The sequence below is a fragment of the Desulfobacter hydrogenophilus genome, assembly GCF_004319545.1.
GTDB classification, from domain to species: domain Bacteria; phylum Desulfobacterota; class Desulfobacteria; order Desulfobacterales; family Desulfobacteraceae; genus Desulfobacter; species Desulfobacter hydrogenophilus.
Map to the genome: position 1 here is coordinate 4,331,051 of NZ_CP036313.1, position 14,891 is coordinate 4,345,941.

Below are 14,891 nucleotides of genomic sequence, written 5' to 3' on the forward strand. Positions count from 1 at the left end.
CATCAACTTACTATTTCGTCAACCGAAATTCCGTACGACGATTCTTCCGTCGGCCGTCATCGGTTGAATTATCTGCAACAGGCTGACTCTCTCCCCGTCCGCTTGACGTCATTCTGTTTTCATCCAAATCCAGCCGTTTCAATTCCTCAAGTACACTACCGGCCCTTGCTTCGGATAATTTTTGATTGTATGCCTCACTGGCAGTACTGTCCGTATGGCCTATGATTTCAATATGATAATCGGTTGCCGCCTTAAGCTGTTCTGATATCGGTATGAGCATCTGTTTTGCATCATCCGTTAATTGGGACGAGTCAATATGAAAAGGAATGACATCCAGGCTTATGGACTGAACTGCTTTTCTTGTATCTATCTTGAGATTCAATGCTTCGGGAGTGCCTTCATCTGGCAGGATATAGGGACTGATATTTACCGGTTCGGTGTAGCCAACCAATGAAACATTTTCACCGATGCAGCCATAAGCTGACACATTTGCACCCATAGCTGAGTTATCGCATTGATCGCTGACATCGACCACCCTATCGACGTCACGATTCGGGTCCAGGATCTCTTTTTCATATTCTACAAGGTCATAGGGTTTTTCAGTGGGAAGATTCATCTCTTCCAGCAGGCCTGTATCAAATTCATGAATCAGCACCCCTGTTGCCTGTGAAATCCTGTAATATGCCGTCAGTCGATTATATTCGGATTCGGCATTGGCAACTTTGGCAGCATTGTATTCATTTTCCATATTAAGAAGGTCTAAAAGTGTTCGACGGCCTAAATGATACTCATCTTTAAACGCGGATAGGGTCTCGGCACTCAACGCCAAATGGTCATTGAGAAATCCTTTTTTGACCTGTTCAGCCTGATTGATATTCCAGGCCAGCTGGATAGCCTGGTTAACATTTCTTCGTTCGGTATATGCAAGCTGATATTCTTCGAGCAGGGAATGGTACTTTTGACCTTTTTCACCTTTGCGGATTCCCCCGTCGTAAAACAGGTAGCTCAATTTGAGCAATGCCGAGGCCTGGGTGGTATCCCCCTCATCACGTCAGCATCATTCTCGTACTGTGCTTTCAATTCAAGATCAAGACTGGGCCAGTAGGCCCCTTTTGTTCGTTCATAGGCAAATTTACGCGCATGAATATTGAACGTTGCAACCTCCAAGGCCGGATGATTGCGAAATGCAAAATCAATAGTTTTTTCAACCGTATCCGGAAATTTAAAGGCCGGTTCGGGCATCACGAATTGTTCAGGCTGGAGCACCCGACCAAACTGGCGATGAAATTTTACAACAGCATGGTTCAGGTCCTGCTGGGCTGAAATCAAATTTCCCCGGGCAAGGGACAATCGGGCCTTTGAGTTGGTTAGATCGGAAACACGGGTAAATCCTGCTGTGGTCCGTTCCTTGACCTGGCTCAGTATCCGTTCCTGGGTCATAACGTTTTGTTGCGAAAACGCCAGCAGTTCACGGGCTTTCAATACATTAATATACGCTTCAACCGCTTCGAGAAAAACCCGGTTGGCAACCGTGACGACCTCATAGGCTGCAGAGAGGATTCGGGCATCCGTCTCCTCGACAAATGCTTTTGTTTCTCCACCTTTGAACAGGTTCTGCCGAAGATATATTAATGCTCTGGATGCAATATAATCTTCACGTTGATCGTTGGTATCAACACCGTCCGTAATTTCAGGCCCTACGGACACTTCTGCCCCGATTTTCGGATAGTAGCCGCTTTCCGCGATGGAAAGCTCTTCCAGGACACTGCGATAGTTGTCTCTGGTCGCTATAATATCCGGATTTGTTTTTATAATATCTTTCAGGATATCATTTAAAGGCATGGGATCAAGGTTCCCGGCTTCGGAAGCAATCACAGCGCCTGCGTAAGACACAAGACACACACTAAAAACAAATAACAATTTCAAAAATCTATAAATTTTTAACAATCGAACGGCTCCTTTCGTTGGCATTATTAAACGCTGACTTAAAGGCCATGAGAATTTTAAAATACGTAAATATGGCGAAAAATATTTACTCCTATTCAATGTGTTGCATCAAAATATGAGCATATTGATGCAACAAAGAAAATGTAAAAAGATCAACCATATGGTGAATTTTACTATTTCATGATCCTAAAAATATTCTAAATTTACTTACTATAATATTTGGATAAACTCCCATTGATTGAATAAAAATCGACATGAGAGAGAAGTATAAAATAGGTATTAAATAGGATAAAAATTTGATTTTTGTCAATTAAAATTATGATCAGGCATAATAAAGTAAAGACAGCTGATTAAATAACTTGAACTAAATAGCTTGCCTTTTAGCCCATCTACGTCGTTGCATCAAAGGCCCAATAGGCCTGCTGTTCAATCTTTAATACGCCTTGTAGATGAATCAACATTCGGCGTTATTTCTGCCCAACCTATTTAAACTGCGGTCCTCAGTGATTCGGCGTTATGTTTTCATTGACAAGGCATTGTCTACAGTCTACTTTAGACCGAATTTTTTCAAAGGAAAGAAATTTTATGCTGAAGTACCAAAATATTTCAACAAGCATCCTTGAATTTTTAAGGCGGCAGATTGTGTCCGGAAAAATTCAAGGCGGTGAACGCCTCATCGAAAACAAACTATCCGTTGAACTTGGGGTTAGTCGTCCACCCCTAAGAGAAACCTTTCGAATCCTTCAAAACGAAAGTCTGGTAAAAAGCACGCCTCGCATGGGTACTTTTGTGACCAAGCTCAGCGGTTCGGATTTTAATCAGATCTGCGACCTTCGCATAATGGTGGAATGTTTTGCTGTTCAGCAATTAAAAAACAGTGGAATAAGAGAACTGCCTGAATTGAAAAAAATAGTTGAAACCCAGAATGCGATTCAGATTCCAAAAAAATTTATTGACGATGAACAAAAATACACATTATTTTATAAGTTTTCCAAATTTCATCTTCAACTTGTTGAATCTGCAGGAAATTCCTATCTTACGCATTGGTACCGGGGATTGTCTTCAAATATTGCACGCTACCAGTATCTTTTTTTCTTCCAACCAGGCGCCATAGCCAAAGACCTGAAAGACCACACCAAAATGCTGAATTTAATTAAATCAGGACAATTAGATGAAGCGGAGGCTCTTTTAAAAGCACACTTGGAATACCAGCGCAAAAAATTAATGACAACATTAAGCCGGGTTGAAAAGGCAGATATGAATGCAGAAGGACATTAATAAACCAAAGGGGAGACCCAAAGCAATAATTGTCTACAATAGACTAAACAGAAGGAGGAAAAAATGAAGATGAAATCAATGCAGGTTTGTCTGATCCTGGCAATAGTGTTGATTGGAACGTCTATGGTGTGTGCCAAAGAACGTATGATTCGATGGAAGTATAATTCTTTGTGGCCGGTAGGTATCGGACTTTATGAAGGTGATAAGTATTTTTGTGATACGGTCAACCGGTTGAGTAACGGCCGATTGAAAATAAAATTATATCCGTCCGGGCAGTTACTACCCGGATATCAGAATCTGGACGCCGTTAAAAAAGGAACAATTCAATGTGCCGGAGACTTCGGTTCTTACTGGGTTGGCAAAAATACCGCCTTTGACATTCTTGCAACAACGCCCATGGGCATGACCTGGATAGACTACATGCTCTGGATCTATCATGGCGGCGGCCAACAATTGTATGATGAACTCTATGGACAGTACGGCTGTAAGTGGCTGCTTCAAAATTTCACCCCCATTGAAGCCGGTATCCGAACACACAAACCCATCCGTACCTTAGAGGACTATAAGGGGCTACGCCTTCGCATGGGCAGTCTTTTCGGACAAAAAATACTTCAAAAATTAGGGGCCTCACCGGTTCTGCTGGACGGCAGCGAGGTCTATGAGTCCGTAGCCCGCAAAGTAGTTGATGGCGCTGAATTCAGCATCGCCACAGTGGACTGGACCGTTGGGTTTCAAAACATCACCAAGTACTGGAATGCCCCGGCATGGTATCAAACGGCCATCGTGCTGGGCGTGATAGTAAATCAAGATGCCTGGAACGAGCTGCCCGACGACTTGAAAGAAGTGGTGATCCAGGCGTCCCGGGCCACCACAGCCTACATGAGTTCCTGGTTTGAATACGGTAATATCAAAGCAACCCAGGATTTTCTGGCCGCAGGTACTGAAATCACCCATTTAGACGATGACTCCATTAAAAAAATATCAGCCATTATTAGTGAAGTCCTGGCGGAAGAGGCTGAAAAGAATCCGGACTTCAAAAAAATACTTTCTTCACAGATTAAATTCATGAAGGATTTTTCACCGGTTCGCGACTATGAGTCACCGTTTACCTTTGGTACAAATTCCATCTCCCTGCCGGAATTAAAGTAGTATTTGAACGCAAAGTCACCCATCTGTGGCATTGCAGAAAAATTTCCAATCCTCACATACGTTCGTATGCTCCGGTTGGAAATTTTTCTGCGCCTTGCATTTGGGCAACTTTGCAACCAAACACGAATTTCCGTTAATATATTGGAATTAGGAATTGTTTTTATATGGAATTGATGAATCGAATAATTTTAATAATTGAAAAAATCATTGCAGCCATTGGCAAAACAGCCGCCTGGGCCATTATACCCTTAATGCTGATCATGGTTTTTGAAGTGGTGACCCGGCGTATACTCAATCATCCCACGCTATGGACGTTTGAAACCAGCACTCAGCTTTATGGATTTCATTTTATGATTCTGGGTGCCTATACGCTGCAACTGGGTCGCCACATTTCAGTGGACATTGTTGTTGAACGCTTCACCAAGCGTACAAGGGCAATCCTGGACATTCTGCTTTACCTGGTTTTCTTTTTCCCTTTTATCATTGTTTTACTTATTGAAAGCACAGCCTTTGCCCGGGAATCATGGAGAATACTTGAAACCAGTTTTTCTGTATTTGCACCACCAATTTATCCCATCAAGACAATGATTCCGCTCACGGCTCTGTTGCTTTTGCTGCAAGGGATCTGCATGTTTTATCGAAAATTCATTTTCGTGGTAAAGGGAGTTGAGTTATGACAACCGGTATGATCCTTGCGCTTTTAATGTTCGTTTGCCTGTTGATTGGTCTTAGCCTGGGCCATCCCCTGGCCTTTACCCTTGGCGGACTGGCCGTCATTTTCGGATATTTCGGATGGGGACCGGAATGTTTCGGTATGTTCATTGATCGCATCTACATGTCGACCATGAACAGTTACATCCTTGTGGCAGTACCCCTGTTCGTCCTGATGGCCAATTTTTTAGACCGATCCGGCGTCATGGAGGGACTGTTTGTCTCTGTGCGCTACCTTCTTGGCCCCGTGCGCGGCGGTATTGGGATGACCGTTATCCTGGTGGCCACTATTTTTGCGGCCTGCACCGGTATTGTCGGCGCGTCAGTGGTGACCATTGCCCTTTTGGCTACCCCGCCCCTGCTTGAATATGGATATAAAAAGGAATTGATTGCCGGCTCCATCTGTGCCGGCGGCACCCTGGGCATCCTGATCCCCCCCAGCATCATGCTGGTGCTCATGGGGTCCTATGCCGGTGTTCCGGTGGGCCAGTTGTTCATGGGGGCTCTAATTCCCGGTGCCATCCTTTCCGGGCTGTATATTCTATATATTGCTATTATCTGTTTTATTAAGCCGGAATGGGGCCCCGCCCTGACAGTCGAAGAACGTGCGGCGGTTCCCACCCAAAAAGTGCTTATCGACTGCCTGAAAAATCTTTTCCCGCCCGCGCTTTTGATAGCGTCGGTCCTTGGGGCTATCTTTGCCGGTGTGGCAACGCCTACGGAAGCTGCAGGCATGGGGGCCTTTGTTGCCCTTTTAATGATGATTGCATACGGCAGATTCAGTTTCAAAATTATCAAGGACTCGGTAATTGCCACCAGTACGGTAACGTCCATGGTATTGTTTATCGTGGTTGGCGCCACCTGTTTTACCGGCGTCTTCATCGGCCTTGGCGGTGACGAGCTTGTGGAAGTGGCCATACTGAGTGTGGGAAGCAAATGGGGATCTTTTGCCCTGATGATGCTCATCGTCCTTTTTCTGGGCATGTTTATTGATTGGATCGGCATCACCATGATCTGCCTGCCGCTCTTTGTTCCCATTGCCAGAGATCTTGGATTTAACGAATTGTGGTTTGTTATGATGATTGCCATGAACCTGCAAATGTCTTTTCTGACGCCGCCGCTGGGCTATGCTTTTTTTTACTTCAAAGGCGCGGGAGGAGCCACATCTCAAATCGAGATGATTGAAATATACCGGGGCATGATCCCCTTTATTCTGATAATGCTTTCAGCCCTGGCGCTGTGTATCCTGTTTCCCCAAACCGTTCTCTACCTGCCCGAAATGATGAACTAACATCCATGGGCTGACCTGGCAGATCAACACCCAGACTTAACCCATAACAAATCATGAAAGTAATTTAACAATTTATTGAAACTTTCATATAGTGAGGAAGACGTGTTAACCGAAAAAATAAAAAAAAAGCTGAAAAACATTGTTGGGTCAAAGGGATTTATTGATACCCCGGAAGACTTGTCAGCCTATTCCTATGATGCGTTTGTTAAAGAGGCAACCCCACAACTTGTGCTGTTGCCTGAATCCACGGCAGATGTTGCCGCTATCATGGCGATAGCCGACCAGGAGGGCATCCCGGTTACCGCACGGGGAGCCGGGACCAACATCAGTGGCGCCTCTATTCCCGTCAATAAAGGGATTGTCCTATCCTTAACCCGGATGGACCAAATCCTTGAGGTCAGCACCCCAAACCGGTACTGTATTGTCCAGCCCGGCGTGGTTAACGGAGATCTCCAGGCCTGTCTGGCTAAAGAGGGATTCTTCTACCCCCCTGACCCGGGCAGTTACATGGTTTCCACCATCGGCGGTAATGTGGCCCAGAATGCCGGGGGACCCCGCTGCCTGAAATACGGCGTGACGGTTGATTATGTCCTGAGCATGGAAGTGGTGCTGGCGTCAGGCGAAGTGATTCGTTTTGGAAGCCGGAATGTAAAAGACGTTACCGGCTACCGGCTGTCAAGCCTTTTTTGCGGGTCCGAAGGTACTCTGGGCATTGTCACTGAAATCACATTAAGGGTTGTGCCTTTACCCGAAGCCACACGCACCATACTTGCCGTATACAACGACCTGGATGACACGGCGGACACAGTTGCCGACATTATTGGTTCAGGCATTCTTCCGGCTGCCCTGGAATTAATGGACAAAACCGTGGTTAACGCTGTGGAAGACTCTGCCCACATTGGCCTGCCTCGCCATGCCGAAGGACTGCTGCTCATTGAAGTGGATGGTGTCGAAGAAGCCGTGGAAAAGGAAATGCGCACCATTGTTGAAAAAGCCAAAGCCCACGGCGCCCAAGAAGTCATTGAAGCGCGTACGGCTGCCGAGCGAGACGATGTCTGGACGGCCCGGCGCTCGGCATACGGGGTGTTTGCTCGCCTGGCACCGGATTGTATTGTAGAGGATGCCACCGTACCGGTCAGCCATGTCCCTGACATGATCCGCCACATCCGGCAGATTGCGGACCGTTACCAATTGCGCATCGGCATTCTGGCCCATGCAGGTGACGGCAACATGCATCCGTTGATCTCCACAGATACAAACGACAAAGAAGAGTGGCAGCGGGTTGAAGCTGCCAGTCGAGAGATTTTCGAACTGGCCATGTCCTATCACGGAACCTTGTCCGGGGAGCACGGCATTGGCCTTGCAAAAACGGACTACCTGCCCATGGCCATTGACGATGCAACCCAGGCCTTCATGACCAGGATCAAGCAATGTGTGGACCCCAAAGGGATCCTTAATCCCGGAAAATTTGTATAGGTGGTGATCATGAAAGCTGATGAAGCATATCAATGTGGTAAATGCGGTCTATGCCTAACCAGTTGTCCGGTCTACAGGGTAACCCGTGAAGAAACCACGGCCCCCAGGGCCAAGGTTCATCTAATCAGAAGTTTCGCCCATGACAGCCTGCCGGCTACGGACCGCATGCAGGAAAAGTTGCAATGCTGCCTGATGTGCGGCACCTGTACAAACATGTGCCCGGGCGGTGTGCAGCACGATATCCTATTCATGCGCATGCGCCAAGAAATGGGGGTCCGGCGCGGCCGGTCAAAGGAAGTCAAGGTCGCAGAAGCGATTCTGCCCAGGGAAAACCGGCTTCGGCTGGCGTCAAAGGCGGCACGGTTAGGAACCAGCAGCCTGGCCCAGCGCATCATTGGACGCATGCACATCGGCAACATCCCCATTGAGAACTTTCCGCCCCCCAACGCAACACCTTTTCGCGACCAGATACCGGAAATTATTGAACCTTCCGGCAGACCTGCAGGCACGGTGGTTTATTTCACCGGGTGTGCGACTAACCATATTTTTGAACGCACCGGCCACGCCGTCATCAAGGTGTTAACACGCATGGGATACCGGGTCTTGCTCCCCAAAAATCAGGGATGTTGTGGTCTGCCGCTGTTTTTTCACGGTGGTATAAAGCAGGCAGAGGATACGATTCTATCCAACATCGATACTCTGCAAGCCACCACCTGCGATGCCATATTGGTGGACTGCGCGACCTGCGGCTCGGCCCTGGGCCATGCGTATCCGCAATTGATGGCTGAATTGGATCTACCTGACGGGCCGGCACGTCGCCTGGCCGAAAAAGTGTGGGATATCGGCGAGTTTGTTTTTAAGCATTTTGACCAATTGGCGCCCCATCTGGATCAAGAAAGGGATAAAGAGACCGTAACCTATCATTTGCCCTGTCACCTTAAAAATCATGGCCAAGGGAAAAATATGGTTGAAAACCTGCTGAAGCAGCTTCCCCATGTGGATTACCAAAAGGCAGGAGACTGGGATTCATGCTGCGGCGGGGGCGGTTTCTTTTTCAATGAATACCCTGAAATCTCAAAAAAAATCGTAGACGGCAAAATCAAAAACGCGATCAACACAGGGGCACAATCCTGGGCAACGGGCTGTCCGGGCTGCCGGGTACAATTGTCAGGCAACCTGCCCCAAAAAGGCTTGCTTGATGTCTGCCATCCAATGGAAATCATCGCCCGGGGACTTAAATAACTTGGTAAAAAAGATGATAAGGGCCGCAGATTAAATCAAGTAGACGAAATTTGCGGTCCTAACCCAGGGCAAATTGTTAAAAATCATCCACCTGCATCTGGTAAAAGATTTGGGAATTTTCCCCGTCATCGGATTTGACAGGCCGCTCCGTGATCCGGACATGACAAAGTTCAGTCTCCGGCACAAATGTGCTGTGCAGCCCCTTAATGACGGTTCCAGACACGATTTCACCGTCCACAACCACCCGGGCCTTTCCAGGAGTATGCTCCGACCAGCGGATCAGATTTTTTTTCTCATCAGCCAGGGCCTTTTTTGACGCCGCCGGTTCAAAAATATGCTGGTTTATTTTTGCTGCCTGTTTAATAAAGTCTTTGATTTTTGCGGCACACATCTGCATTTTCTTTTCCGCAGCTTTTAGATTTTTTCTAAGTCCTGTTAAACGACTATCTAAGGATTCCCGGCCACCCGGAGGCAGTTCCGACCGGGATTCAATTTCCCGGTATTTAACCAGTATCCGATCCCTGCCCAAATCCAGTTCGGTCATCTGTTTTTTAAGATCGCCTGCCTGTCTGCGGATCGCATTCTTTTTTTTACCCAAATCCTGAAGCACTTCTTCCAATCGTATTGTCCCGGCACTGTTTCTTTCCAGTTCCCGGGCAACAAAAGCATCATGCCCGACTCTAATCCTGGAAGGGCCGGCTGTACCGGAGCCGATGCTGCGGGCCATCAGTCCCATTTTAGCGGACACCCGGCTTGACACCAGTATACCGGTGATAATGGAACAGGTTCCGGAGCATTCAATTTTTGAATCTACAACCTTTTTTTTAACAAACACATCACCCATACAGACAATCTGGCTGTTGGTAATGGATTGGGCATACACATTGCCCCGGGCGTACACCCGGGCATCATTGATGCTGCGGGTAATGGTCAGATCTCCCTTGGCTTCTACAATGCCGTTGTCCACTGCCTGTGCGGAAACATCAACACCGCACACCCTGGCACCGGATTTTATGCTCCCGGTTACACGAATGTTGCAGTCAAGTTCAACAGGCCCGGTTTCATTGTCTATATCACCGTTAATCTCAGATTCTTCATGGACAACAATCAACCCGGCCAAGGTGATCCTGGGGGCTCCCCGAACCGTGGCCAGCACTTTTTGACCGTCCTCGGACAACACGGCACCTGCACCGACACGAAAGGGATCATCCGTTTTGCCTATCGCCGAAACGACATTACCGAAGACGTCTTTGCCGGGCTGGGGTCTGGTCCCTGCAATTTTTTCAGCCAGCACCGTGCCTTTTTCCACCAAAGACCTTCGGCCCCAGCGTTTAAAATCAATATTGCCGGAATCATCCATGCCACCGGTTTTTAGATAATCCGTATTAAAAAAAAACTCTATTTTGGTATTTTTCCCCGGGGACGCCCCTACCCCCTGGGCCACACCGAAAAGTGTTGAATCCGCAATGGACGATCTGATAAAGTCTTCTATGCGTTCATCCGATGCCAGACCGAAAACAATGCCATTTTCCGCTAGGGCCGTACGAACGACCACGGCCGGAATATCCGGATCCATGTCACAAATTTTTGATAAAAATGCAGACATATGGTCGCAGGTAACCTGGAGCAAAAGGCCCCCGCATATCTGTGCCACCTGTTCCATCCGGTCAAGGATCAGATTATCATTGGCTTCCGGGGTTCCCCCTGGGATATTGTTTGCAGATGTGTGGTACGCATCAGGGTCACCAGAAAGCCCATCCACCAAGGATTTTGTTTTTGCAGACGGTTTGCCGGGCAAGTCAGGCGGTGTGCAGGATCGATTCTGAAGTTTAAGTATCGCATCCCGCTGTTTTATTGTGATCATGCCCGCTTCCACCATCACGTCTCCGATGCGCCGGGGCTTTTTCCCTTTTTTGAACTGCTCTTTTTGTTCCTCCAAAGCCAGATCCAGAACGCTTTTATTAACAATCCCCCTGGCAAGCGCGATGGCACCGAACCGGTATTCTTGTTGATGGATGGCAACGGCTTTGACTGCCATGGTCAGCCGATGAACATTCTGGGTTGAAATCAGGCTTTCAGCAAGAAAATATGCTTTGAGTTTTTCATTTAAATCGTTGTCACCGGTGCATTGGGCAAGGGCATTTTGCAACTGTTCTTCACTGATGAATTCATTTTTGACAGCCAGGATTCCGATCAGCGGAGCAGTTTTACCATGCTTTAACCCATCTTCTGCCATATTTTCCCAACATCCTCCTTAGAAAAGGATAACTATCAGCCGGCAACAGCAATTATGCCTGCAAGCAGCAAGGGGAATTCGAACCAGAACTCATAAAAATTAGCGGAAATATCACTGTCTGTTTTATACCGGATGGTTAATATAAACATAAAAGCCGGTATCAAGGCAAGACCGCAAACAACAGGCGACCCCCAGACAGATAAAATCAAAGGGATGATCATTGTAGCCACAAGGGTGTAATGAACAAATTTAAGACTTTTCTTTTTACCCAGAAGAATGGGAAGAGTTTCCCGGCCTGCAATTCTGTCTCCCTGGATAGCCAGAATATCCATAAAAGCGGTCCTGGCAAACGATAGTCCTGTGGTAAAAACAAAGGCGACCAGGGTCAGACCCGGGTGTGCCTTAAGACTTATCCCGGGCATCAGGCTTGTAACAACGCCCCATGCCACTGCAATGAGAATGGTTTTTGAACCCGGCACATCCTTAAGTCGGTAAATTTTACGTCCGGAGGAAAAGGAGGGGAAAATAGTACGGGTATATGACATGCCTAACAGCATCATGACAAGCAGCACACCAAAGTACCCCCATCCCCTTGTCCAGGCAAGGTAAAGCCCAATCGCACCGGACAAAAACGCCACCAACAAAAGCCATCCCCTGTTTTGCTTATAAAGGGCTGCACGATCCGGTTTGTTGTAGGTGTCGGACCCGATGGTCATCATGTTGTTCATAATTTGCATGGACAGAATATAAAACATGGCAATGACCGCAGATACGCCAGGGCTTTCTGCGCCGGAAATCATGGCTGCTCCCAGGGTCAGACAGGCGGCACCTGCGGCCAGGATAATGTTGGCTTTCATCAACACATCCATCACGGCCATAATTTTTCTCCGCCCGGGCTGTTTTTCCCTGAACGCCTGTTCCACCCGACTGCAGGTATCATTGATAATCCAATTGGGGGTGGAGGCCCCTGCGGTAATGGCAATGGATTTTGCATGGGCAATGGATTCATAGTCGATTTCCGAGGCCTGTTCAATATGCATGGACGGTTTACCGGTTTCCGCAGCCACCTGGGCAAGGCGCTTTGTATTTCCGGAAAATTTTCCCCCCACAACAATGACGGCATCATGGGTAACGGCCATTTCCCTGACTTCATTCTGCCGCTTTTCCGTGGAATCGCAGATGGTGTTAAAAATTTCGTAATGGGGGACATTTTTACGGCACCAAGCCTGGATATCCGCAAAAATTTTAGTATTCTGTGTGGTCTGGGCCACTACCACAGCCTTTTCAAATATAGGAAGCGCCTGAAGCTCATCCAGATTGGTGACGGTATGTCCCTTATCCCGGGCATATCCCAAAAGGCCGATAACCTCGGGATGCTTTTCATCGCCAAGAATAATGGTGTCATAGCCCTTTTTTGAATATTTATCGATAATGACCTGTACCCTTACCACCCGGGGACACGTGGCGTTAATTACGGTGAATCCAACATCAGCCAGGGCTTTTTCATCCTGGGGCGGCACCCCGTGAGCCCGGATGAGCACAATGCCTTTTCCGGATTCAGGAATCGTGTCCATCCGAAAAATCTGTTTGCTTTCCAGCATCTCCAGAACCTGAGGATTATGGATTAAAGGGCCATACGTATAAATGGGTTCCTTAGCCTTATTGGATGCATCCAGCACCATGTCCACGGCCCGGCGGACGCCCATACAAAAACCAGCGGTTTTAGCAATTGAAATTTTCATGAAATTCTGCTCAGTAACTCCACAAGACGGTTAAATTCGGATCCGGAGGAGAATTTGATCTCGATTCGTCCACGGCCCCCACTTTTCTTTATGAAGACTGGAGAATTGATCCGGGAGGATATCTGGGACGAGGTCTCTTCCAGAAACTGTTTTTCGTCCGCAGTCATTTTTTTTTCGATTTTCTGAGGCTGTTTTTTAGCCTGATTTACCAAACGTTCGGTTTCCCGTACCGATAGGTGGTGTTCCACCACCTGTTTGAACAAATAAAGCTGATTTTCAACAGAGCCTGCCCCCAACAGTGCCCGGGCATGACCCATGCTGATTGTTTCGGCAATCAGGCTCTCCTTGATCTCTTCGGGAAGACTGCGCAAACGCAGCAGGTTGGCAATGGTAGACCGATTCTTACCAATTTTCTCGGCCACCTTTTCCTGGGTGTATCCAAACTCATCAATGAGCCGGAAATAGGCTTCGGCCTCCTCGAGCACGTTGAGATTTTCCCTTTGGATATTTTCGATAATCGAAACTTCAAGCACCTGCTCATCCGTAAGATCCAAAATAATGACGGGCACCTGGGAAAGTCCAGCTGCCTTTGCGGACCGCAAGCGACGTTCCCCGGCAATCAGCTCATAGGCACCATCCATTTTCCGGGCCAAAAGGGGCTGGAGAACACCCTGCTCGGCAATGGACTGGGTAAGCCGTTCCAGTTCCTCCTCACTGAACCGGGTTCTTGGTTGGTAGCGGTTAGGGCTTAACTGATCAACGTTACAAAAGAAAAAATCTGAATTGACTTCGGGTTCTTCCATATCGGGAATCAGGGCTGATATACCCCGGCCTAGACCGGTATTTTTCCGTTTCTTGTTCATCATCGCTTTAAAAGTTCCCTGGCAAAGGACATATAACTTTTAGCCCCTGGTGAGGTTTTATCATACAGAACAACCGGCAGGCCATAACTTGGGGCCTCTGCAAGCTTAACATTCCGGGGAATTTTTGTCTTGAACACCAAATCTTTGAAATACTGCCTGGCGTCATCCACCACATTCTGGGATAAATTGGTTCTGCGATCGAACATTGTCAGCAAAATACCTTTGATTATCAAACTTGAGTTAAATGCATTTTTAATTCGCTTAATTGTATCTAAAAGCTGCCCTAATCCTTCCAGGGCAAAAAATTCACTTTGCAAAGGGATGACAACGGAATGGCTTGCGGAAAAAGCGTTCAGTGTTAAAAGACTTAACGCGGGCGGACAATCGATAATAATGAAATCAAACTTATCAGCCGCGGGAACCAGAAGTTCCTTGAGTCGGGCTTCCCTTTTGGGGGCAGACATCATTTCCACCTCAAATCCAATGAGATCAACATTGGCCGGCACCAGGGTCAGACCCGTCATCATGGTGGGTAAAAGCATATCTTCAATGCCGGTTTCTCCAATCAATCCATCATACAAAGAGGATTCCAAGGCGGGTTTGTCTACCCCAAGAGCAGTTGTGGCATTGGCCTGGGAATCACAATCCACAAGCAGCACTTTTTTTTTCAGTTTGGCAAGGGAGGCAGATAGATTAACTGCTGTGGTGGTTTTACCCACCCCACCCTTCTGATTTGCAATACTGATGATCTGAGTCATAATCCAATTTTCTTATCATAATTAAAGTGTAGAAGCAAACATATAGCCATTCGATCTATCGGATGATTTGGCCGCTTTTTAAGGATACGGCAGGATGATAAGCGCCAGCAATAAATTGATATTACTACAGCACGTCCCCTGTTGCCCCGGGAATATCCCCAACGATTAGAGCAATGCTTTTATTCCCCTATTCCAAAA

At 47.3% G+C, this 14,891-nt stretch carries 12 protein-coding genes; 6 read left to right on the forward strand and 6 right to left on the reverse strand.

Annotation, left to right across the window (positions count from 1 at the left end):
- Positions 1-10: 10 nt before the first annotated feature.
- Both EYB58_RS19265 and EYB58_RS19270 read right to left on the reverse strand, forming a co-directional pair.
- The gene (locus EYB58_RS19265) at positions 11-1,018 is read right to left on the reverse strand and encodes an OmpA family protein (RefSeq protein WP_111957827.1); all 1,008 of its coding nucleotides are present in this window, start codon (positions 1,016-1,018) and stop codon (positions 11-13) included.
- Positions 1,006-1,947, reverse strand: coding sequence for a TolC family protein (locus EYB58_RS19270; RefSeq protein WP_163354396.1), 942 nt, complete (start codon positions 1,945-1,947; stop codon positions 1,006-1,008). The genes EYB58_RS19265 and EYB58_RS19270 overlap by 13 nt, the downstream gene beginning before the upstream one ends.
- A gap of 585 nt (positions 1,948-2,532) precedes the next feature.
- Here EYB58_RS19270 and EYB58_RS19275 point away from each other — a divergent pair.
- From EYB58_RS19275 to EYB58_RS19300, 6 genes are all read left to right on the forward strand, one after another.
- A complete protein-coding gene (locus EYB58_RS19275) occupies positions 2,533-3,225 on the forward strand; it encodes a GntR family transcriptional regulator (RefSeq protein WP_163354398.1) in 693 nt (230 codons plus the stop codon).
- 63 nt (positions 3,226-3,288) lie between these two features.
- Entirely contained in the window at positions 3,289-4,374 is a 1,086-nt protein-coding gene (dctP, locus tag EYB58_RS19280) for a TRAP transporter substrate-binding protein DctP (RefSeq protein WP_111957833.1), read from the forward strand.
- 164 nt (positions 4,375-4,538) lie between these two features.
- Positions 4,539-5,051, forward strand: coding sequence for a TRAP transporter small permease subunit (locus tag EYB58_RS19285; protein WP_111957835.1), 513 nt, complete (start codon positions 4,539-4,541; stop codon positions 5,049-5,051).
- Positions 5,048-6,376: a TRAP transporter large permease gene (locus EYB58_RS19290; RefSeq protein ID WP_111957837.1), complete on the forward strand. Its 1,329-nt coding sequence runs from the start codon at positions 5,048-5,050 to the stop codon at positions 6,374-6,376. The genes EYB58_RS19285 and EYB58_RS19290 overlap by 4 nt, the downstream gene beginning before the upstream one ends.
- A gap of 102 nt (positions 6,377-6,478) precedes the next feature.
- The gene (locus tag EYB58_RS19295; protein WP_111957839.1) at positions 6,479-7,852 is read left to right on the forward strand and encodes an FAD-binding oxidoreductase; all 1,374 of its coding nucleotides are present in this window, start codon (positions 6,479-6,481) and stop codon (positions 7,850-7,852) included.
- A gap of 9 nt (positions 7,853-7,861) precedes the next feature.
- Positions 7,862-9,094 (forward strand): (Fe-S)-binding protein, encoded by a 1,233-nt coding sequence (locus tag EYB58_RS19300; protein WP_111957841.1) that lies wholly within the window; start codon positions 7,862-7,864, stop codon positions 9,092-9,094.
- A gap of 76 nt (positions 9,095-9,170) precedes the next feature.
- On the opposite strand, the gene EYB58_RS19305 is transcribed toward EYB58_RS19300, so the two are convergent.
- Genes EYB58_RS19305 through EYB58_RS19320 form a run of 4 tightly spaced genes read right to left on the reverse strand, consistent with a single transcriptional unit; the run spans position 9,171 to position 14,693 of the window.
- Positions 9,171-11,330: a DUF342 domain-containing protein gene (locus EYB58_RS19305; RefSeq protein ID WP_111957843.1), complete on the reverse strand. Its 2,160-nt coding sequence runs from the start codon at positions 11,328-11,330 to the stop codon at positions 9,171-9,173.
- A gap of 35 nt (positions 11,331-11,365) precedes the next feature.
- Positions 11,366-13,072, reverse strand: a complete 1,707-nt coding sequence (ispH, locus tag EYB58_RS19310; RefSeq protein ID WP_111957845.1) for a 4-hydroxy-3-methylbut-2-enyl diphosphate reductase — start codon at positions 13,070-13,072, stop codon at positions 11,366-11,368.
- Entirely contained in the window at positions 13,069-13,938 is an 870-nt protein-coding gene (locus EYB58_RS19315) for a ParB/RepB/Spo0J family partition protein (RefSeq protein ID WP_111957847.1), read from the reverse strand. The genes ispH and EYB58_RS19315 overlap by 4 nt, the downstream gene beginning before the upstream one ends.
- Positions 13,935-14,693, reverse strand: a complete 759-nt coding sequence (locus tag EYB58_RS19320) for a ParA family protein (RefSeq protein ID WP_111957849.1) — start codon at positions 14,691-14,693, stop codon at positions 13,935-13,937. Before EYB58_RS19320 ends, EYB58_RS19315 begins: the two co-directional genes overlap by 4 nt.
- Positions 14,694-14,891 lie beyond the last annotated feature (198 nt).